The sequence below is a fragment of the Croceitalea vernalis genome (assembly GCF_031846405.1).
Lineage (GTDB): Bacteria > Bacteroidota > Bacteroidia > Flavobacteriales > Flavobacteriaceae > Croceitalea > Croceitalea vernalis.
In genome coordinates, this window is record NZ_JAVRHU010000002.1 from 498345 (window position 1) to 520043 (window position 21699).

Here is a 21699-nt window from a genome sequence, read left to right on the forward strand (position 1 = left end):
TTTGAAATCTATGGAAAAAACGGTTAGTGAAGCAATCAATTACCGAAGATCAGTTCGTATTTTTAAAGAAGATGAAGAACTTAATTCTGATAAGGTAAAACAATGTATACAGCAAGCGACTTTAGCAGCGACCAGCAGTAACCTCCAACTTTGGGAATTTTATCATATTACCGATAAGGCTATTCTTAAGCAAATGACTAAGGCTTGCTTAGGGCAAAATGCTGCTAAATACTCCAAGGAGATGTTGGTAGTAGTGGCTCGTAAAGATTTATGGAGAAAACGTGCCAAATCAAATTTTTTATTTTTAAAAGCAGGGATTGGAAATAAGCCTGAATCTGAATACTCTAAAAGAGAAAAGTTTGCATTGTCTTATTACTCTAAACTCATACCCACCGTTTATTTTGATGTTTTTGGCATTTTGGGCTGGTTAAAATATATCATATTTCAAATAATTGGCTTATTCAAACCAATCTATAGACAGGTAAGAAATTCAGATATGCGTATTGTCGCGCATAAAAGTGCTGGTTTGGCTGCACAAAATTTTATGATTAGTATGGCGGCTATCGGATATGATACATGTCCTATGGAAGGCAGTGACACCTTATTAGTCAAAAGAATTCTAAATTTAAGTAGTGGTGCTGAAATAAATATGGTTATTGGTTGCGGTATTAGGGATGAAAAGGGTATTTACGGAGAACGATTTAGAGTTCCGTTTCAAGATGTTTACCGTAAAATTTAATAAAGATTAAAACTGAAACTATCTCCAAACTTTTTTTGAGCTAATACAGAAATGGCTTCTTGATTTAGCTGTAATATTCTTGGGTAACCTCCAGTGGTCTGTCCGTCTTTCATTAGTATTATCAACTTACCATTTGGTGTTAATTGAACTGTACCTGGTAGGGTGCCAGAAGTTAGCATAGTTACGTTATGACCATCTATTAATTCATTTATTTGATATGCCATTCTATTATTCTCTTTGGCTATTGAAAACTCCTTGGTGAATAAAGATTCTAGTTGATCATCACTAAGCATGTCAAATTCTGGTCCTTTACTTACCTTTAGATCCTTCTCTTTATAATAAAAATCAATTTTTAACTCCGTAATTTTAGGCTCAAAATGTAAGATAGGGTCAAACAAAATCAAATCGCCATCTGAAATACATTTTCTAGAAGTTAACGGAAAATACTGCGAAGAACTACCTAAAACACTATTAGATTCTAACCCATTTTTTACAGCTAAATAGGCCCTAAAACCATTGGTAAGTCTACCATAAGATATGATGTCGCCTTTCTTTACTTTATAAACCTTATAATTATCTATTGGTAAATTATTTAACGTTGCTGACATTTCAGCTCCTGATAAACTGACATAAGTCTCCTCTTCAAATAATAATGTTGGACCAGTCATTGTTATTTCTAATAATGCTGCCTTGGGAGAGTTTTCTAATAAAGAATTTGCCTTACGTAAGGCGTTAGTATCCATAGCACCAGAGACAGGAACGCCTTTATTTCTAAAGCCAAAACGCCCTATATCTTGAATAGAAGTAAAAAAACCTGATTTTAAAACTTTAATCATTTAAAAGCACCTTTTTAGGTTTATAAATACCAACTTCAGCCTCAATTTTATGTAAGTCATAAGTTGCCCTAGAAATCGCTTCAAACTTAATTTTATCACCAACGCTTACAAAACACGGTTCTTCAGTATTTACATTAAATATGGCTACAGGACAACTACCAATTATGTTCCATCCACCAGGAGATTCTTGAGGATAAATCCCTGTTTGTTTTCCAGCTAAACCAACTGCTCCCTTAGTTACTTTTAATCGTGGAGTTTCTTTTCGAGTTGTTTCTAAGTTTTTAGGTAATCCACCCAGGTACATAAACCCAGGAAGAAAACCGATACCATATACAGTATATTCGTTTTCTGAATGACTTTGAATCAATTCGGAAACTGTCATATTCAAATTCTGAGATACTTCATCTAAATCAAGTCCAAATTCTGAATCATAACAAACCGGTAGAGTCCATAAATATCGTACTGGTTTTTCAGTATAATCTAGAGCTTTATAAAAAGCTATTATACTTTTTCTTATTTCAATCAAATTTAGATTGTTTGCTTCACCAATAATTGTTAAAGAATTATAAGATGGAACAAACTCCCATTTTTCCTCTAACTTTCTTTTTAAGAAGTTGGTAAACTGTATGATATCTTCTAAAATGGAATCATTAACCTCGCTTGGCCACTGAACTAAAATAGCTTGTTCACCAAAGGCTTTTATAGTAATGGGATAACTACTCACTTGCTAATTTCGATTTGGTTTTTTGGTAATTCTTGAGAAAGATACATCAATATTTGCAAAGCTGTAGGCGTGTCTCCATGAACACAAAATGTATGGGCTTTTATTTTTCTTGATAAGCCTTCAATAGTATCTACCGCTTCTTCCCTAATCATTTTCACCAAATGTTGTAGAACCAATTTTGGCTCATGTATTACAGCGTTTTCTAACGAACGAGAAACTAATTTTAAAGATGAAGTATAGTTGCGGTCTGCAAAAGCTTCTAAGTGAAACTTAAACCCTCTTTTAATAGCTAGTTCATGAATTTGTGATTGGTAAGGTAAATAAATAGGGATATTTTTATAATTCTCAATAGCATCTAGAAATAAATTGGCTAAATTTTCATCTTCAGCAATTTTATTATACAATGCTCCATGAGGCTTAATATGATTCAAAACACCTTTTTGCTGTTCAAGAATTTTTACAAAAATAGAAAGCTGTTCGTTTAAACTTAAAATAAGTTCCCTTGAAGAAATATTCATGACCACTCTTCCAAAGTTTTCTTTATCGGGGTAACTAGGATGAGCTCCGATTTTAACCTGGTTATTCATCGCTAAACGAATTACATCAGCCATACTCTTTTTATCACCAGCGTGGCCGCCACATGCAATGTTACATGAACTGATTAAAGGAAGTAAATCAATCTCATTACCTACACCCTCCCCTACATCGCAATTAATATCAACAATTATTTTTTTCATTAATACAAACCCATAACCTTAAAAATACTTTTCAATCCTAAAAACAAAGAAAATAAAACGATTGCGTATCCAATCACATTTTGTGCTATTGTGTTCTTATTTGTTCCCATTACTGAAGCTTTATTAACTATCCAAACCAAAAGTATAGCAATTGCGGGTAATAAAATACCATTGGCGATTTGAGCAAACTTAATTACCTCAATGGGTTTGATGCCAAAGGATAGAAATACCACACCTATACTTAAAATAGAAATCCAAACCATTCTAAATTTCCAATCTTTCAAACTCGCGTTCCACCCAAAACAACTGTTAGCTACATATGCAGCTGCCAATGGCGCAGTAATAGATGATGTTATTCCTGCAGCAAAAAGTCCTATTCCCATAAAATAACGAGCCATATCACCAAATAAAGGTTCTAAACCTAAGGCTAAGTCGCCTGCGCCAGTTACTTCATTCGATGGGATGGAAGCTGCTGCAATAATCACACACATGGATACTAAACCTCCCAAAGCAATTGAAATTATAGTATCCCAACGGGCAACCTTTAAATCAGTTTTTGATTTCCATTTTTCATTAACCAATGAGGCATGTAAAAACAAGTTATAGGGAACGACTGTTGTACCAACCAAAGCAATAACGGTTAGTAAACTATCAGATGGCATTGATGGTATAAATAAACCTGATACAATTCCACCCAAATCTGGTTTGGTTAAAATTGCTGTAATTATAAAGGAAAGACTCATTAATGCAATTAGAGCAAAAAAGATCTTCTCTAATGATTTATATGTCCCTAGCCATAGCAAAACAAAAGATACTATTCCTATAATAATAGGGTAAAACTCAACATAAGCTTTACCAAAAATTGCAGCTAAACCTAAAGAAGCACCTCCTATATTACCAGCTTCGTATGCAGCATTACCTATTAATATGGCCCCTAACACTATCGCAATGATTGTGCCTTTCACCCACTTATTTCTAAGCTCCTGTTTTATAACATCGGCTAAACCTTTTTGAGTTATGATACCCAATCGTGCGGCCATCTCTTGTAATACCATTGTGGCTATTATAGATAATAGCATTGCCCACAACAAAGCATATCCAAAACTTACACCGGCAATAGTACAAGCTGTAATTGTGCCAGGGCCAATAAAAGCAGCTGCAACTAAAACTCCGGGGCCTATTTTTTTAAACATGTTGAAAATTTACACCACACAAATTAATGGTTTCGCAACAAGCCACCTTGCATTTCATCTAAAAAAATGCATTTCATCTAAAAAGAAGGTGTCATACGTCGAATCGATATACGAATTAAATTTTGTCAAAGTTATAATAGTCCCAAATCGAAAAATTGACCAAACTTACCTACTTAAATGGCATGTATAGATTGTAACAAAAATATCGGCTATGAAACGTTCAAAAAATCAACCGAAGCCTTAGGTGTTGAATTATGTGAACGACATATCCGACTTATTGAAAAAGTAATAGTAGAGAATGACACCCCCATTGAGGCCGTACAACTGTTTTACGCGCTTAAAGAGGCAGGTGCTAACCCTATGCTTGAATGGTGGGATGGAAATAAATCTGTCGATATCGCTATTTCAAGGGTTAAACTAAATATTGAAGTTGATACCGACTATCAATTAATAACCCACGAGCAAGCAATTCAAGACCTGGAAGAAGCTATGCATTCTTTTAAGAATGGATTTACAACAATCCGAATTCCTCATATTGTTGTCAAGTACTATTTAAAAGACACTGTCAATAATATTCTCGGAATTATTCAAGGGCTTAAAGCTAATATTAAAGTTATTTAGCATAAATACTATACATTGAGAATTTGTATCTTTTCTTCATAAATTTTATTTATGAAGACTTTAGACAGGAGACAATGGCTCAAAACGGCAGGATTATCAAGCGGTTTCGCACTTTTAGGTGGTGTAAACTCTTATGCTGGTAATTACCAATTTTCTTCAATTGCAAAAGAAAACGAGCCTTTTGCAAAACTAAATTCGAATGAAAATCCTTTTGGTCCTTCTAAAAGAGTTCGCGAAGCAATTACAAATTCTTTTGATGTTGCCTGTAGGTATCCTTCTATGGTTTTCCGACCTTTATTGGAGCAAATAGCAGAAACAGAGGGCGTTTCAACTGATCATATTGTTATAACAGGTGGTTCAACGGAAGGCTTAAAAGCAACAGGGATAACTTACGGAATTGACGGCGGTGAAATTATTGCTGCTGATCCAACTTTTCAGGCAATGTTACGATATGCAGAAAATTTTGGAGCCTATGTTCATCGTGTTCCTGTAGATGAATATATGAATCATGATTTGGAGGCCATGGCCAATAGAATCAATACCAAAACAACACTCATCTTTCTTTGTAATCCGAATAACCCTACAGGAACGTTACTTGATAAAATCAAATTACGAGACTTCTGTAGCTCTGTGAGCAAAAAAACTATGGTATTTAGTGATGAAGCCTATTACGATTTTATTACAGAACCGGACTATCCTTCTATGGTTGAACTCGTTAAAGAAGGTATGAATGTTATAGTATCTAAAACTTTTTCTAAAGTTTATGGCTTGGCTGGTATGCGTATTGGATATCTAGTCGCTCGGCCTGATATTGCTCAAAGATTGAGAAGTAATATTATGGCTATGACCAATGTCTTAGCCATTGAAGCGGCAAAAACAGCACTTTTAGACGATGACTTTTACAAGTTTAGTTTAGCAAAAAATGTAGAGGCTAAAAATTTTATCTATAAAACGTTAGATGATTTAAACTTAGAATACATTAAATCACATACTAATTTTGTTTTCTTTAAAACTGGGCACCCAATTTCTAAAATGATTGCTGATATGAAAAAAGAAAATGTGCTTATTGGTCGTCCTTTTCCTCCTTTTAACGAATGGGCAAGAATTAGCACCGGCACCATAGATAATATGAAGCTTTTTGACAGAGCCTTGAAAAAAGTCATCAGCTAATACAAATTAAAACCAACCAATAGTTACAGAATGAAAAAAATAATCTACGCCTTATTAGCAATTTTAATTGTAATTGCTGCAATACTGTTATTCAATACTTTTTCGTTAAAATCCAAACAGGTTTCATCAATACCAATAGAAAAAATTACAATTCCTGATTCGGTTTTTCAAAACCTTTCTGAAGCTATTAAGTTTGAAACAATATCTTTTAGTGAAGATGCCATACCTGACTCAACTGCATTCAATGGATTTCATCAGTTTTTAAAAAAAACCTACCCCCTTATTCATCAAAACTTGAACCTTGAAATGATAAGTGAGTATAGTCTTTTGTATACATGGAAGGGAACCGATGCTTCAAAAAAGCCAATCATTCTAATGTCACATCAAGATGTTGTTCCAGTTGATGAACCGACTTTAAATGATTGGGAAGCCGGACCATTTGAAGGTAAGATAACTGATACACACATAATTGGTAGAGGTACCATGGATGATAAGAACACCTTAATAGCAATTATGGAATCAGTAGAAAGACTGCTTAGTGAATCATTTAACCCGCAACAAACTATTTATCTTGCTTTTGGTCATGATGAAGAAGTTGGCGGAGGAAAAGGAGCTTCTAAAATTGCAGATTATTTAAAAGCAAAAGGTGTCAATGCAGCAATGACTATTGATGAAGGTGGGTTTCTCGCTGATGGAATGATACCCGGTATTGACAAACAAGTTGCGATTGTAAACCTTTCTGAGAAGGGGTTTGCTTCGTTTAGACTTATAGTTGAAACGACCGGCGGGCATAGTTCAGCACCACCACGTGAAAATACCATTGGTATGCTTGCTCAAGCTATTGTTGATTTAGAGAATAATCAATTACCATATAAATTGGTTAAGCCAATTGATTATCAATTAGAATACATGGGTGCGGAGCTCCCTTTTATGAAAAAACTGGCTTTCGCTAACCCATGGCTCTTTAAAAAACCAATTCTTGAAGCATTAAATGCCCATACAACCACGGCTCCTACTATAATTGACGGCGGTATAAAAAATAATGTAATTCCGACCGTAGCTGAGGCTACTATCAATTTTAGGATTTTACCTGGAGAAACTATTGAATCTACAAAACAACACATCATTGAAACTGTAAGTGACAAAATTAAAGTTGAGCCCGTTGGGTTTTTAACTAATCCATCGCCGGTGTCAAGCATAGATTCTGAAGCTTTTAAAAATTTAGAACGTACCATCAGGTCCACTTTTCCCGATGCAGTCGTTGTTCCCGGACTTGTTGGCGGAGGCACTGATGCACGGTATTTTTATGAAATCTCCGATGATGTTTTTCGATTTTATCCATTACGAATCAATCCTGATAATATGACCGGATTTCATGGTATAGACGAAAAAATTACCAAAGAGAATTATAAAGAAATTATTCAATTTACCTACCAGTTGATCAAAGGATATGAATAGGCTCTTTTGATGTTTTATTTCATCAAACTTTTATTTTAAATTAAAATTTCAACAAAAGCCTTATGCGATTACCTAGTGCAGTTTTCTATCAACTATTAGTAGTTTTCTTATTCATGTTTTCTTGTTCAACAACACCAAAAGAGGAAGCGACATTGCTTATTTATGGTGGTCCAATTTATACAGTAGATTCTATTCAAAGTACTGTTGAAGCAGTAGCAGTAAAAGATAATATCATACTTTTTGCCGGAAGTTTAGATGAAGCAGAAAAATTCAAAACAAAGGAAACAAAACTCGTTGACCTTGAGGGTAAAACAATGACACCAGGTTTAATTGAAGGTCACGGTCATTTCATGGGGCTCGGTTATAATGAACTAAATCTTGATCTAATAAATACAACCAGCTATCAAGAAATTATAGATGCCGTTGCTGAGAAAGTAAAAACTGTTGAACCCGGCGAATGGATATTAGGCAGAGGATGGCATCAAAGTAAATGGACAGTAATGCCAAACCAAATGGTAGATGGATTTCAAACGCATGATTTGTTAAGTGAAGTTTCACCTGATAACCCTGTCTACCTGAGTCATGCCAGTGGTCATGCTGGTTTTGCTAATGCGAAAGCCATGGAAATTGCTGGACTTTCAATTCTTTCTAAAGAAGGTATCGATAAATTTAAAGTAGAAGGTGGCGAGGTAATGCGAGATGATTTTGGTCGTCCGACTGGTATTTTTAATGAACGAGCTCAAACTTTAATAACGAAACATATTCCAGAAACTACTGCGGAAAGAGAACGGAAAGCTTTTGAATTAGCTGTAGCTGCATGCCAAAGAAATGGAATTACAGGTTTTCATGATGCTGGTATTGGTCGTGAAACGATTGCATTATATGAAGATATGAAGACCGCTAATAAAATGAATGTTAGACTCTACTGCATGCTAACAGGTTGGGATGAGGATTTGTTAACCGAGTGGTATGAAAAGGGGCCGTTAGTTGATCCTGACCATACCCTGACAATACGGTCTGTTAAACTCAATTGTGATGGCGCTTTAGGCTCACGAGGAGCTTGGCTTTTGGAGGAATATACAGATAGACCCGGTCATTTTGGTCATGAAACGCTACCGATGCCATTTGTAAAAGAAACCGCTTTAAATGGACTAAGAAATGGATTTCAGGTTTGTTCCCACGCCATTGGGGATAGAGCTAATAAAGAAATATTAGACCGTTATGAATATGCCTTTGAACAATTACCGGATTTGACAGAAAACCATCGTTTTAGAATAGAGCATGCCCAACACCTTCACCCAGACGATATTCCACGTTTTGCTGAACTCGGTGTTATTCCAGCTATGCAAGCGGTTCATCTATCATCTGACCGTTCTTGGGCAATAGACCGTTTAGGCGAAAAAAGAATAAAAGAAGGGGCTTACATGTGGCAAACCCTTCTTGAGAGTGGAATACCCATTGTAAATGGTACAGATGTGCCTGTTGAACCTTTAAACCCAATCGCAAGCTTATATGCTAGTTTTACAAGAAAATCACTGAACGGTATGCCTGACGAAGGCTATGAACCTGAAGAGCGAATGACACGGGAGCAAGCGCTAAAGTCTTATACACTCGATGCAGCTTATGGTGCTTTTGAAGAAGAAATTAAAGGGTCTATTACTGCAGGAAAACTAGCAGATTTCACCATTTTTAATCAAGATTTAATGGCAATAGCTGAGGATGAGTTTTTAGAAACTAAAGTCCTAATGACCATTTATAATGGCGAAATCGTCTATGATAAAAACTAATTTAATTTAATTGGACTCCTTAACACAAATAGTTCTAGGCGCTGCGGTTGGAGAAGCAGTTCTGGGAAAAAAGGTTGGCAATAAAGCTATGTTATGGGGTACCGTTGCCGGAACCATTCCTGATTTAGATGTTTTGGCCAATTTTTTTGTGGATACCGTAACCGCAGTTGAATTTCATAGAGGCTTTAGCCATTCTATTTTCTTCTCTGTGCTATTTGCTCCTATTTTTGGTTGGGTTGTTTGGATGATTTACAAGAAAAAACAAGCTAATTGGCGTGCTTGGTCCTGGCTATTTTTCTGGGGACTGTTTACACATCCAATTCTTGATGCTTTTACAACTTGGGGAACCCAATTATTTTGGCCTCTCAAATTACGACTAGCATTTCAAAATATCTTTGTGATTGACCCCTTCTACACCCTACCCTTTTTAACATTCTTGATATTGGCTATGACTCAAGCAAGAGGAAGTCAGAAAAGGAGAAGATTCAATCGACTTGGGCTCACAATTAGTTCTTTGTATTTGTTATTAACCTTAATATTTAAAGGCATGGCATATCAAAGTTTTGAATCGAATTTGAAAGAACAAAATATCAGTTATTCACAAATGGATATAAGGCCATCACCTTTTAACACAATCCTTTGGATGGCCAATATAGATACTAAAGATGCCTATTTAATTGGTGAATATTCTTTTTTTGATTCGCAGCCCATTACTTTTCGCAGTATCCCTAAAAATCACAACCTTTTAGAAGGAATTCAACAAAAAGACAAAATTCAAAGACTTATCAAAATTAGTGATGGTTGGTATGCTATCACTAAAAAGGATGGCCACTTGTTTTTTAATGATTTACGTTTTGGATTACTCAGTTTAGATCCCACAGAAACTCAATTTGCTTTTTCCTACAAATTAAATGATACGGCTGATGGACTTGAAGTCTCCGAAGTTCCAAAGAATCGTAGTGATGCCAAAAAATTGGTTACTGCCTTGTGGGAGAGGATTTTAGGGAATTAATTACCCCAACCAACCCTCTCTATCCAAACTTCTATATTGGATTGCCTCTGAAATATGATTACCGATTACTTCTTGAGAATTTTCTAAATCTGCAATAGTTCGCGCAACTTTTAGGATACGATCATAGGCCCGCGCCGAAAGATTAAGTCTTTCCATTGCATTTTTAAGTAGGGCTTTTGAAGCATCGTCTAATTTGCAATATGCACGAATTTGTTTTGTGTTCATCTGTGCATTATAATGTACGTTTTCCAATTTATTAAAACGTTGAGTTTGTATTTCTCTGGCTGCCGTAACTCTTTTTCTGATTTCAACACTACTCTCTCCTTTGCGCTCTTCAGAAAGTTTATCAAATGGCACTGGGGTCACCTCAATATGAATATCAATACGGTCTAATAAAGGTCCTGAAATCTTGCTCAGATATCTTTGCATCTCAGCCGGAGAAGATGTTACTGGGGCATCTGGGTCGTTAAAATAACCTCCTGGACTTGGATTCATGCTTGCTACCAGCATAAAACTACTTGGATAGGTTACTGTAAATCTCGCTCTTGAAATAGTCACCTCTCGGTCTTCCAATGGTTGGCGCATCACCTCTAAAACTCCTCTTTTAAATTCAGGTAATTCGTCTAAAAACAAAACCCCGTTATGTGATAATGAGATTTCTCCAGGCTGTGGATAGGCCCCTCCACCTACGAGTGCAACGTCTGAAATGGTATGATGAGGACTTCTAAACGGGCGTTGACTCATCAAGCCCATATTCTTAACTTTACCAACTACACTATGAATCTTAGTAGTTTCTAAGGCTTCATGCAAGGTCATTGGAGGTAAAATAGAGGGAAGTCTTTTTGCTAGCATAGTCTTTCCCGCACCAGGTGGGCCAATTAAAATAATATTATGCCCTCCCGCCGCTGCAATCTCCATACATCTTTTAATACTCTCTTGTCCTTTTACATCCGAAAAGTCAAACTCTGGAAAATCTAAACTCTTATAAAACTCAGCGCGCGTATCAATAATTGTTTGCTCTAATGGTGTTCGCTTATCAAAAAAATCAATGACCTGTTTAATATTTTCTACACCGTAAACTTCTAAATCACTAACAATGGCCGCTTCTTTAGCGTTTTGAAGAGGTAAAATAAAACCCTTATAACCTTCTTCTTTTGCTTTAATAGCAATTGGCAAAGCTCCTTTAATGGGTTGTAAGCTACCATCTAATGACAGTTCTCCCATTATCAAATACTTACCTATACTTTCTGATTGTATTTGATTGGAAGCGGCTAAAATACCAAGTGCTAAAGTTAAATCGTAGGACGAACCTTCTTTTCGAAGATCGGCAGGTGCCATATTGATAGTTATCTTTTTGCCAGGTATTTTATAACCATTGTTTTGAAGCGCTGCTGCAATTCTGTAGTTACTCTCTTTAATAGCGTTATCTGGAAGACCAACAAGATGGTAGCCAATACCTTTATCTATATTTACTTCAACGACAATGGTAGTGGCTTCAACGCCAAAAACAGCGCTGCCAAAAACTTTAATAAGCATAGTTAGTGTTTGTCTCTAAAAGTAACATTTTTAGTCAACCCTTAAAAATCAAGGGGTACTGCGGCTTACCACAAACTCTTTTTTAATTGTTAAAGGCTTACCATAGGTAGTAAAGCCATTAAAAGTTATTTCATAAGTTCCTTCAACATCAGAAGTGAAAAAATCTAAAGTATAACTGCTTCCTTCAACCACCAATTGTGGTTTCCAATACAATAATGTTCTGTAATCAGGTACTCTTGAAAAAGCCATTTCATCTGGAGCGTAGGTTTGTTGATAGTAATTCTTTTTAGTAATTGGTTTATCCAAATCAACCAATAGGCTATTATCATTCGAATAATCAACTAAAAAATCACTTTCAAAAGTTTCTATAGAAACAATGCCCTGATAGTCTTTACCGCCTAATCTAAATTGATCGCGAATTAAGCTTATTTTCTCTATTCTTCTAGCATCAAATTCTCTGATTTTCTCATGATTAGGAATAAAAACCCCATCAATTAAAACTATAGCTGGAAAACTATTAAAATCTTCATTGAAGGTTTCAAAATCTTGTGCCACCTTGACATAGTCATTTTCTTTACCTCCGTTGCGATAACCAGCATTTGTGATGACTTCCACAAGTGTTTCTTCCAATGTTGGAAAACGAGTATACTCATCTAAGAGCACGACCTCAGGAATACCTCCATCAAATGGATCAATGGGGTCGCCTTGTAAAATAGAATCTGGTTTTGCAGTAAAAAATTGATTCTCAATTTGATTTAATATACTTCGTTCTTTAATACTTTCTGCATGCTCTTTTGATAAGGTAAAATCTGAAAAACTTAAGTCTTCAGTATTCAATTTGGCTATAGCTCCTTTTTTTATGCTGTACGATTTTGATTCATCTTCAATTTGAATAACCGCTACCGGGTTCTTGTAGTCTTTTCTGAGATAGGAATAAAAATTTCCATTCTCATCGGTTTGAGAAAATTTTAATAAAAACTCTTTCCCTGGTATGGAAAGCACGATAGGCATATCTGTTACGACCTCTCCGGTATTGGCATCACTAACTTGTCCATAAAAAAGCTCTCCGCGTTGCTCAGGCAAAAACAAACTATCTCCAACCCTTTGTGAAATTTGTTTATCAACATTGAAATAATCAGTGGCATATGCAATTGCATTAACTGCACTTTTAACCGGTATTTCGTCTTTCTTTTGAACTTTAATAGTATAAGAACCATTACCCAAATATCCTTTATAATTGGTGACAGCAAGATTGATTTTTTCACGTGGTTCAAATTGAAGTTTATCTAAAGAAAGAGTAATCATTGAAGAGTCTAAAACTACTTTATCCCGGTTTAAATTGTAGCTTCTTTGCACACTATCAGTAGTTGAAGCTATAATACTAGACTGATCAACCATATATGGGTTAACGATAATGATGTCATCTTTAAATACTTGGCTTAATCCTGAATTTTTCATCCATTGGGTATAGCCTAATAATTTATACTTTCCTGAAGGAATATCAGTGCTAATAAAAAAATCACCTTGTCCAAGGCCCTTTGTTAATTTAATTTTATGTTCAAATATATAATTCTGATTTTCATCTACTAATGCAACATAAGCCACTTTGCTAATATTAGTGAGTTTATTACTTTGAGCATTAAAGCAATAAAAGGCATAGTACAAATATTCACCAGAAAAATGTAAAGGACCCGTATGATCTATGTACGCCTTTTCTTGAGGTAATTTTTGAAGATTCAATAATTCACTACCATCTTTTATAACATATTGTGCTTTAAGGCTAAAACCCAAGCCAATTAATAGGCCAACAAATACAATTAATTTCTTCATAATTTAAATTTTATTCTGTCCAAAAATCAGGTACTATATTACTTCCTAAAGCGGTACAATCACCACATGCTCGTTGCGTCACAAAATATGGGCCTTGACATAAACCTGGTGGATTAGCATTTCCTAATAAAAATTCTATTTCTTCAGCTTGTAAATAACTAATCAAAGAACGCGGGGTTCCGCACTCATCCAATGGAATTTCTCCATCTCTTAAAGGGTTATAAAGCGGCGGAGCAAAAACATTATTACAGTTTAAATCATTAAAATAAGGAGGCAAAGCTTCCTCTGGGAAAAAGTCTTCGTAATTAAAAAATAAACGTTCCGTTGTTACGCTAGCGACTTCAAAATAACCAATTACGATATTCTCAGCATTACTAGTTGATTTTATATTACCCTCAATCAGCCCTGGTTGGATTTCGCTAAATAAGCTTTCACTTTGAGAAAATTGAAAAAGAGTATTGTAAAAATTAGCAGCATCAGGAGATTGTAAAAATTGCTTTACCAAAATGCTGTAGCGATGCGATAGAATTGGATTATTCCTATTAATAAACCGAACTTGATTTTTATCAATACTATTTTCATTAAGAATTAATCCATCTGAAAGTATAATACTATTTGAGACTACCGTATTGTAACATATTTCTTCTTCTTGAGTTCTTGGAACTAAGCTAACATCAGGGTATAAAACTTCTATCAGTTCACCAGTATTTTCATCAAATACTTGCTCAAATTCCGCTTGAATTATTTCAAATTCACTTGAAGTCCAGTTAGGGGCAATAATTTTATAAGTTTCTTCATAAGTGTATCGGTAATTATTAAAATCACCCGATGGGTTTGAACTATCTACAAAAATGGCCATTCCCTCAACCTCATTATTACTAATAATACGCTCGGCAAAAACATTATCAATAGTTGAAACACCTGCACTTACAACAGATTCTGATTCGTATTTTTCACCGTCACTAGTTGTGACAAAAAGAGCATACGAACGCCCATTTTGAGCAGCAAAAGGCTCTGAAGAAAAGTATTTTCCATTTTCACTAGCTGTAAACGAAAATGTGGTTCCGATGTCATCAACTACAGTAACAACTGCATTATTTTCATAATTAACAAGACTATCATTTGTAAAATTAGAGCCTCTAGATAAAATGACCTCTTGATTTATTAATTCATCGGTTATTGTTGCCTCTACAATCAAAATACTTTCAATTGCAACCTCTGCTTGCAACTGAGTATCTATAGCAACCTCTTCTATACAAGAGAAATTGCATATAAGCATAACAAAAATGTAGATTACTTTTTTCATTCTTCTATCCAAAATTCAGGTACCACATTACTTCCCAATGCAGTACAATCTCCACAGGCTCTTCTTGCAACAAAGTATGGTCCACCATCTTCTACGGTACCATTTGTATCTCTAACATAAACGAATTCTCCACTTTCAATAATATCTTTTAAAGGAGAAGTGTTAGCAGGGGTAATAGTAGGCGGAGCACTTAAAAAACTGCAGTTAATGGCATATGGAGGCAAATCTTCATCAGGAAATAAATCTTCATAATTAAAAAACAACCGAGTTTCACTTACATTGGCAACTTCAAAAAATCCGATTACCTTTTCACTTGAATCGGCCATATTTGATATATTCCCTTGAATAAACCCGGGCTGAATATCAGTAAATACACTTTCATCACTTGAGAAATCATTCAAGGTCTGATAAAATGCAAATGCATCTGGCGATTGCACAAATTGCTTTACTAGTATACTATATCGATGTGAAATTATAAAGTCATCTCTTGAAATAAACCGAACCAAAACATTGTTAAGGGTATTACCGCTAACATCAAAACCTTCACTTTGAATGATATCGTTTGAAACTCGAGTACCATAACAAACGCGCTCTTCTTGTTCCCTTGGTATCAAATCAAAAGCAAAAGGCGGATTAGGGTCCGTTACAATCATATCAAATGGCGACCAAAGAGGCGCTATAATTTTATAGGTTTCTTCATATTGATAGCGTAAAAAAGGAGTTCCAATATCATCAAAATTTGCATCAATATAGATTGCAACACCTTCCGCATTAAGATCTGTTGTTATTCTTTCAGCTTTTATATTCTCTATGCTAGCGCTATTCGGCAAACTTGTCGGTGCTGCTTCATAATTTTTTCCGCCAGATGTAATGAACAATTGGTACTCAACATCAGAAACAGCTTGAAATGCTATTTGTGATTGATAATGACCAGGAGCAATTTCAGAAAAGTTTATAATATTGCCAAGGTTATCACTAATGGATACTTCGGCATTTTGAACAAATTGAATACCCTCACTTTCAAAACTATTACCGCTACTCAAAAAGACATCATGTTGTTTCAATTCATTAGTAATCGTTGCTTCAACGACTAATAATTTTTCGATTGCAGGTTCGCCCTCTACCTCGACAAAAGGAATATCAAAAGGTTCTACGCATGAGAAAAAGCAAAGCACCATAAAAAAGGCATATATTTTAATTGTCTTACTCATTACTCTATCCAAAATTCAGGTTCAACATTATCACCCAACAACCGGCAATCTCCGCAAATATTGGTGGTTACCACATATGGGCCTGGGCAGGTACTGTTTGGTGCCAATTCGGGTTCATCACCAGCATAATACGTATAAAAATTTCCGACTATTCCCTCAATCGCCCCAGGTGGACATCCATCTCTTAATTGCTCTGGTGCACCACGTGGACACCATAAAATACGTTCTGGAACAGATAAGAGTTGGCAATTAAAAGGGTAATCAGGTAATTCCTCTTCTGGGAATAAGTCCTCAAAATCAAAAAATATCCGCTGCTGTGCTACACTAACTGCCTCAAACCAACCTAAAACAGGTTCCGTGTTTCCATCTTTTCTTGAGATATTGGCTAATAGTTCACCTGGTTGTATTTGAGAAAATAAACTCTCTGAGCTAGAGAACTTGCGTAAAGTTTCGTAAAATGTATACGATTCTAATGATTGCACATATTGCTTTACCAAAATGCTATATCTATGGGTGATAATAAAGTTGTCTTTTCCTATAAACCGTACCATAAATCGCTCTATATTGTCAGTAGTATTATTGAAGGTACTCGTTTGAATAACAGTATTAGAATCAATAGTATTATAACAGACTCTATTCTGCACTTCACGGTCAACTACCTCTAAAGTATACTCCGATTCTGGGCATAAAGTGTAGTTTGTTAATTTAAATTCTTGGTTAGACCATAAAGGGGCAATTACCTTGTAGGTTTCTACATAATCATATCTATAATTCTCGGTTACACCTTCGATTGGTTGACTATCTACAAATATTGCTACACCGTCTGCCCCTGATTCACTGACTGCCCTTTCAGTATAAACATTTTCAATAGCGGCTTTTCCTTGAATCTCCATCGTTTTTGAAATATATTCGTTACCGTCCCTTGTTGTAATATCTAATTGATATGTAGTCCCCATTTGTAATGCAAAAACTTCATTAGAATTATATACTCCTCCTCTAGACTCAGTGAAAGCAAATTCACGTCCTTCGTTATCTAATAATTTAATTATCGCTCCCTCTTCAACGCTTACAGTATCTCTTGGACGTAAACCAGGAGTGAGAAAAGGGATAAAAGTAGTATCACGCTCTAAGTCGGATCTATTATCACTTCGACTTAGGTACACCACTTGATTCTTTAATTCATCTGTGAGGATTGCTTCAACAACTAATAAACCATTACCATCACTATTGGTAATATCCTCAATATCTAAAACATCAACACAAGACATAAAACAAGCCGCCACTAAAACGAGTGATTTGAATGCAATTAGTTTTATAATCTTTGACAGCTTCATTCTTCAATCCAAAAATCAGGAGGCGTATTATTACCATAAACTCGACAATCAACACAGCCAAGTGCTTTTGTTAAAAAGGGAGACCCATCAGCCTCACCGGCTTCATCAACTTCTAAGTAATTTTCATTATCCCCGACATAGCCCAATAAACCCGCTAAAATACCATCAATCAAAGGAGAGTTTGATGTTCCATCAATAACGACCTTCCCATCTATAACCGTAGCATGAAATCCTTCGGGATATAATTCAGGTCCACTTGTGAAATCACAATTAATAATGTAAGGAGGTAAAGGTTCATTTGGAAAAAAATCTTCATAATTGAAGAACAGTCGTTTTTCGCTGTACGAGCTCAATTCAAAATATCCGAATACTATGGCTACATCTGAATTTTCCACATTTATATTTCCTTCTAATTGCCCTGTTTGAACGTTACTGAAAATACTCTCCGAACTAGAAAAATCATTGAGACTATTAAAAAAAGAAGCGGCATTAATATCATGATGATATTGCTTCACTAGAATGCTATAGCGATGTGATATGGCATAATTATCAGTACCCAAGAAACGAACCTCATAATCGTCTAAATTATTTGATGTTAAGTTCGCAGTGGTGGCAAGAATAATATCATTTGATTTTTCATTTGCGAAACAAATATTGGCGTCTTCTCCTCGAGGGGCAACAGTTACCTCCCACCCATCGTCATCTTCACAGAAAAAATCATAATCAATAACGTCCCAAGTAAAAGGATTAAAATCAGGTGCCACTACCTTATAGGTCTCATCATATTCATATCTGAAGTAGTTAGGTTGTGAGGCATTATCTTGATTATCAACTAAAATAGCTATGCCTTCTGTTTCTGAACTATTGACTCTTCTTTCAGCATGAACTTCTGCCACTTCAACCCTACTAGGCATGGCCTCAGCATTGGAACTATATCTTACACCGTCAACGGTAGTAATTTCAAGAGTATAAGCTCTATTGTGTTGTAATGTTATAGCAGAACTAGTATTATAAGTACCAGGTGCTGTTTCTGAAAAATTAATACTATTTCCTAAATCATCTAGAATATTAACCTGCGCTCCGCTCTCTTGTATAGGCATAGCGGCCTCAAAAGGAAAGGTTCTAGTTAAAAAAATAGTGTGTTGCATATTTTGATCAGAAATTCTGGCATCAACCACTAGCGCTCCCTCCAAAACTTCCGTTATGTTTTCTGGTTCAAATTCTTCAACACAACCAAAAAAAACGGGTGATAAGCATAAAAGAGAGAGCCATTTAATTTTCTTTTTCATCTTTTTCTTTTTTAGCAATCTTAAAACTTAAAATTATAGGTGATAGAAGGAATTGGAATTGCAAAAATTGAACTCTGCAATGCCTTTACCTCACCATCTTCAGTTACAAAAAACACGGAATATGGATTATTTCTACCTAGTACATTGTACACTGAAATGGTAACAAAACTGTGTGCTAATTTTTGCTTTTTATGATTACCCTCAATGTTTACCCCAAGGTCTAATCTGAAAAAATCTGGTATTCTGAATTCATTACGATTACTAAAAGCTACAAAATCGGCATTATTGAATCGAAATGTACCTATGGGGTAAGTAACTGGTCGTCCTGTTTGGTAAACAAAATTGGCAGAAACACTATATCTTCTTGTAAAGCGATAATTAGCTATTAAACTTACATCATGGGGTTTATCAAAATTTGAAGGGAAGAACTCACCGTTATTTACACGTTCTTCACTGAACTCACTGGCAAAACGGTATAAAGACCTTGAATAAGTATAGCCTAACCACCCATTTAAACGTCCTTTATTTTTCTTTAATAAAAACTCTACGCCATAAGCCTTACCATCTCCTTGCAATACCTCGGTCTCTACATTTTCGTTTAAGAATAAATCAGCACCAGTTTTAAAGTCTAAAACATTATCCATGAGTTTATAATACCCTTCAAGACTAACCTCATATTCATTCTCTTTAAAGTTTTTATACAGTCCTAAAGAAGCTTGGTAACCCGTTTGAGGTTTAATATTTAAATCAGATAATTTCCAAGTATCAATGGGTGAAACAGTAGTATTATTGGATAACGTATGTAAAAATTGATACGAATTATTAAAACTTGCCTTAATCGAAAAGTCAGGAGTGAACAAATACCTAGCTGAAACACGAGCCTCTGGGCCACCGTAAGTTTCTATTACTTCACCCCTACCATAACTTATGGTATCTTGAACTGTAGATTCATTTCGAGGAAGGCCATCTTGATATGTTCTTTGAGTACCAGAGCCTAGCGCAGCAAAAAATGCATATCGAACACCTAAATCTACTAAGAGTTTATCACTAAGCTTAATTTCATCTCCAAGATATAAAGCTCCTTCAATAGCTTGTTCATCATCAATAAAAATGGAACTAATATTAGATTCATTCCCGTTTGGTTGAATACTACCTGGGTTAACAGAATAATATTTGGCTGATATACCGTAATCTAAAGCATTCTTATCATTTAAAATCGTTCTTAGTTTGTATTTAAGCTCAGTTTCATTTATACTATAATCTAAATTGAAATCGGTATTGGCCTCACCATCAAAATCAATTCCGAAACCGTAATTGCTATTACCTAATACAAGAGCACCAGTAGTTTTTTCATTAAAACGATGATCCCATCGTGTTGAAAACAATCTATTACTGTAATTATATAATGAGTCAGAGGTGATACTAAAAGCATCGCGACTATAATACGCAGTAGCCTTCACCTCATTATTATCATTTATCTTATTATGATATTTCATAATACCGTCAAAAAAGGATGCATTACTATTGTTCAAAGATTCGTCATCTAAAGATCTTAAAATCCAGTCCGCATAGGCACCTCTTGCACCTATTACGAGTGAAGAGTGGTCTTTCTTTAAAGGAAGCTCTAAAGCTAAATTTCCGGTAACTGGTCCAATTGAACCTTCACCTGCAATTTCTTCTACATTTCCATTCTTAGTTCTTATATCAAATACTGAAGAAAGCCTTCCTCCAAATTCAACCGGGATTGCTCCTTTATAAATATCTACGCCTTTTGTTGTAAAAGGATTTAAAGCTTGAAAAATTCCAAAAAAGTGTTGTGGATTGTAGATTACCGCATCATCAAGTAAAACCAAATTTTGGTCTGTTTTACCACCCCTTACATTCAAACCTGTAGCACCCTCGCCAGCAGAAGAAATACCGGGTAATGCTTTGGCAACTTGTAAAATATCCCGTTCTCCTAAAACTAATGGGATATTTTTAGACTCTTCAGAATCGATTTGCTCACTGCCAGTAATAGCCTCTTCCACATTTTTTGCAGCGTCAGCTTCAACCACAACTTCATCTAACTGTTGTAAACCCTCTTCCAATACTAAATCAAGGCTGCCATCATTATACATAATAACTTCACGTTCAGAGGCCGCAATACCCATTGCTCTAACACTAATAACATTGTACCCAGCTGGTAACTCAAGTTCGTAATTACCAGACTCATTAGTAACTGTAATTATTGAGCTACCTTTAATTCTTATGGCCAAATCTTGAACAGCTTCACCAGTTCTTGCGTTTATTGCCCTACCCTTTAAATTATAGGTCTCTCTTAAATTGTTTGGGTCGCTTTTTCCAACTCGCGCAACTGCATATTTACGTTTGGTTTTTCGAGTGTTTTCATTATAAAATGTTGGAGGTGGAGCATTTGTTCTGACAGCGACGTTATTTGGATTCGAAGAATTTTCTTCTCTACCAAAAAACCCTCTTGGCAATTCATCATATACTATTGTATTCTCAAGAAGAAATATGCGTTTCTCGTCTTCTTTAACGTAGTAATTTAAAGTCGTTTCTTCAAGAATCTTATTCAAAGCATCTACCAACTCTAAATTTTGAAAAGAAACTGAAATGGAATCATTTGAAACCCATTCGTCAATAAAATAGATTTGATAAGCTGTTTCAGATTCAATTTTCAAAATAACCTCTTTAAGAGAAGTATTTAAATAATCACCTGATAATTTTACTTCAGTTTGTGCTCTTGTTGTAATTTTAGTGAATAAAGCGACTAGGAGAATGAAGAAAAAACGACTCGATTTCACTGCTAGAAACGGTGAATACCCTATAAAAATAATAGGTTTTGTAGAATTAGACATACAATTGTTTGAATTAGCTGTATGTAAAATACAAAACCAATGTAAGAAAAGCTAATCT

General features: G+C 35.2%; 17 protein-coding genes. 6 read left to right on the forward strand and 11 right to left on the reverse strand.

Going from position 1 to position 21699, the window contains the following annotated elements; all coding sequences use genetic code 11:
* The first annotated feature begins 10 nt into the window (after nucleotides 1-10).
* On the forward strand, nucleotides 11-739 hold the full coding sequence (locus tag RM520_RS08640; protein ID WP_311385306.1) for a nitroreductase family protein: 729 nt from the start codon (nucleotides 11-13) through the stop codon (nucleotides 737-739).
* Here RM520_RS08640 and RM520_RS08645 read toward each other — a convergent pair.
* Genes RM520_RS08645 through RM520_RS08660 form a run of 4 tightly spaced genes read right to left on the reverse strand, consistent with a single transcriptional unit; the run spans nucleotide 736 to nucleotide 4229 of the window.
* Nucleotides 736-1575, reverse strand: a complete 840-nt coding sequence (locus RM520_RS08645) for a 5-oxoprolinase subunit C family protein (RefSeq protein WP_311387726.1) — start codon at nucleotides 1573-1575, stop codon at nucleotides 736-738. The two genes, RM520_RS08640 and RM520_RS08645, sit on opposite strands and share 4 nt — an antisense overlap.
* A complete protein-coding gene (pxpB, locus tag RM520_RS08650; protein ID WP_311387727.1) occupies nucleotides 1568-2299 on the reverse strand; it encodes a 5-oxoprolinase subunit PxpB in 732 nt (243 codons plus the stop codon). Before pxpB ends, RM520_RS08645 begins: the two co-directional genes overlap by 8 nt.
* Nucleotides 2296-3036 (reverse strand): 5-oxoprolinase subunit PxpA, encoded by a 741-nt coding sequence (gene pxpA / locus RM520_RS08655; RefSeq protein ID WP_311387728.1) that lies wholly within the window; start codon nucleotides 3034-3036, stop codon nucleotides 2296-2298. The genes pxpB and pxpA overlap by 4 nt, the downstream gene beginning before the upstream one ends.
* The gene (locus RM520_RS08660; RefSeq protein WP_311387729.1) at nucleotides 3036-4229 is read right to left on the reverse strand and encodes an Nramp family divalent metal transporter; all 1194 of its coding nucleotides are present in this window, start codon (nucleotides 4227-4229) and stop codon (nucleotides 3036-3038) included. Before RM520_RS08660 ends, pxpA begins: the two co-directional genes overlap by 1 nt.
* A 177-nt stretch (nucleotides 4230-4406) precedes the next feature.
* On the opposite strand from RM520_RS08660, the gene RM520_RS08665 reads away from it, so the two are divergent.
* From RM520_RS08665 to RM520_RS08685, 5 genes are all read left to right on the forward strand, one after another.
* Complete coding sequence (locus RM520_RS08665) at nucleotides 4407-4850, forward strand: hypothetical protein (protein ID WP_311387730.1); 444 nt, start codon at nucleotides 4407-4409, stop codon at nucleotides 4848-4850.
* 51 nt (nucleotides 4851-4901) lie between these two features.
* The gene (locus RM520_RS08670) at nucleotides 4902-6020 is read left to right on the forward strand and encodes a pyridoxal phosphate-dependent aminotransferase (protein WP_311387731.1); all 1119 of its coding nucleotides are present in this window, start codon (nucleotides 4902-4904) and stop codon (nucleotides 6018-6020) included.
* A gap of 30 nt (nucleotides 6021-6050) precedes the next feature.
* Nucleotides 6051-7478, forward strand: a complete 1428-nt coding sequence (locus RM520_RS08675; RefSeq protein ID WP_311387732.1) for a M20 family peptidase — start codon at nucleotides 6051-6053, stop codon at nucleotides 7476-7478.
* 62 nt (nucleotides 7479-7540) lie between these two features.
* Entirely contained in the window at nucleotides 7541-9265 is a 1725-nt protein-coding gene (locus tag RM520_RS08680) for an amidohydrolase (protein ID WP_311387733.1), read from the forward strand.
* A gap of 10 nt (nucleotides 9266-9275) precedes the next feature.
* Nucleotides 9276-10277: a metal-dependent hydrolase gene (locus RM520_RS08685; RefSeq protein ID WP_311387734.1), complete on the forward strand. Its 1002-nt coding sequence runs from the start codon at nucleotides 9276-9278 to the stop codon at nucleotides 10275-10277.
* Here RM520_RS08685 and RM520_RS08690 read toward each other — a convergent pair whose 3' ends face one another.
* From RM520_RS08690 to RM520_RS08720, 7 genes are read right to left on the reverse strand one after another with little or no spacing between them, the layout of a single operon-like run.
* Entirely contained in the window at nucleotides 10278-11813 is a 1536-nt protein-coding gene (locus tag RM520_RS08690; RefSeq protein ID WP_311387735.1) for a YifB family Mg chelatase-like AAA ATPase, read from the reverse strand.
* A gap of 48 nt (nucleotides 11814-11861) precedes the next feature.
* Nucleotides 11862-13643, reverse strand: coding sequence for a hypothetical protein (locus RM520_RS08695; RefSeq protein WP_311387736.1), 1782 nt, complete (start codon nucleotides 13641-13643; stop codon nucleotides 11862-11864).
* 10 nt (nucleotides 13644-13653) lie between these two features.
* Nucleotides 13654-14949 (reverse strand): DUF4249 domain-containing protein, encoded by a 1296-nt coding sequence (locus RM520_RS08700; protein WP_311387737.1) that lies wholly within the window; start codon nucleotides 14947-14949, stop codon nucleotides 13654-13656.
* Nucleotides 14946-16160 carry a DUF4249 domain-containing protein gene (locus RM520_RS08705; protein ID WP_311387738.1) on the reverse strand — a complete coding sequence of 405 codons (1215 nt, stop codon included), beginning with the start codon at nucleotides 16158-16160 and terminating at the stop codon, nucleotides 14946-14948. Before RM520_RS08705 ends, RM520_RS08700 begins: the two co-directional genes overlap by 4 nt.
* Complete coding sequence (locus tag RM520_RS08710) at nucleotides 16160-17494, reverse strand: DUF4249 domain-containing protein (protein ID WP_311387739.1); 1335 nt, start codon at nucleotides 17492-17494, stop codon at nucleotides 16160-16162. The genes RM520_RS08705 and RM520_RS08710 overlap by 1 nt, the downstream gene beginning before the upstream one ends.
* Nucleotides 17491-18783, reverse strand: coding sequence for a DUF4249 domain-containing protein (locus tag RM520_RS08715; RefSeq protein ID WP_311387740.1), 1293 nt, complete (start codon nucleotides 18781-18783; stop codon nucleotides 17491-17493). Before RM520_RS08715 ends, RM520_RS08710 begins: the two co-directional genes overlap by 4 nt.
* 20 nt (nucleotides 18784-18803) lie before the next feature.
* A complete protein-coding gene (locus RM520_RS08720) occupies nucleotides 18804-21641 on the reverse strand; it encodes a TonB-dependent receptor (protein ID WP_311387741.1) in 2838 nt (945 codons plus the stop codon).
* Nucleotides 21642-21699: the final 58 nt, after the last annotated feature.

Excerpts from the sequence above, each read along its gene's own strand:
- RM520_RS08640 (WP_311385306.1), top strand. The coding sequence starts at position 11 with ATGGAAAAAACGGTTAGTGAAGCAATCAATTACCGAAGATCAGTTCGT.
- RM520_RS08645 (WP_311387726.1), bottom strand. The coding sequence starts at position 1,575 with ATGATTAAAGTTTTAAAATCAGGTTTTTTTACTTCTATTCAAGATATA.
- pxpA (WP_311387728.1), bottom strand. The coding sequence starts at position 3,036 with ATGAAAAAAATAATTGTTGATATTAATTGCGATGTAGGGGAGGGTGTA.
- RM520_RS08660 (WP_311387729.1), bottom strand. The coding sequence starts at position 4,229 with ATGTTTAAAAAAATAGGCCCCGGAGTTTTAGTTGCAGCTGCTTTTATT.
- RM520_RS08665 (WP_311387730.1), top strand. The coding sequence starts at position 4,407 with ATGGCATGTATAGATTGTAACAAAAATATCGGCTATGAAACGTTCAAA.
- RM520_RS08670 (WP_311387731.1), top strand. The coding sequence starts at position 4,902 with ATGAAGACTTTAGACAGGAGACAATGGCTCAAAACGGCAGGATTATCA.
- RM520_RS08675 (WP_311387732.1), top strand. The coding sequence starts at position 6,051 with ATGAAAAAAATAATCTACGCCTTATTAGCAATTTTAATTGTAATTGCT.
- RM520_RS08680 (WP_311387733.1), top strand. The coding sequence starts at position 7,541 with ATGCGATTACCTAGTGCAGTTTTCTATCAACTATTAGTAGTTTTCTTA.
- RM520_RS08690 (WP_311387735.1), bottom strand. The coding sequence starts at position 11,813 with ATGCTTATTAAAGTTTTTGGCAGCGCTGTTTTTGGCGTTGAAGCCACT.
- RM520_RS08695 (WP_311387736.1), bottom strand. The coding sequence starts at position 13,643 with ATGAAGAAATTAATTGTATTTGTTGGCCTATTAATTGGCTTGGGTTTT.
- RM520_RS08700 (WP_311387737.1), bottom strand. The coding sequence starts at position 14,949 with ATGAAAAAAGTAATCTACATTTTTGTTATGCTTATATGCAATTTCTCT.
- RM520_RS08705 (WP_311387738.1), bottom strand. The coding sequence starts at position 16,160 with ATGAGTAAGACAATTAAAATATATGCCTTTTTTATGGTGCTTTGCTTT.
- RM520_RS08710 (WP_311387739.1), bottom strand. The coding sequence starts at position 17,494 with ATGAAGCTGTCAAAGATTATAAAACTAATTGCATTCAAATCACTCGTT.
- RM520_RS08715 (WP_311387740.1), bottom strand. The coding sequence starts at position 18,783 with ATGAAAAAGAAAATTAAATGGCTCTCTCTTTTATGCTTATCACCCGTT.
- RM520_RS08720 (WP_311387741.1), bottom strand. The coding sequence starts at position 21,641 with ATGTCTAATTCTACAAAACCTATTATTTTTATAGGGTATTCACCGTTT.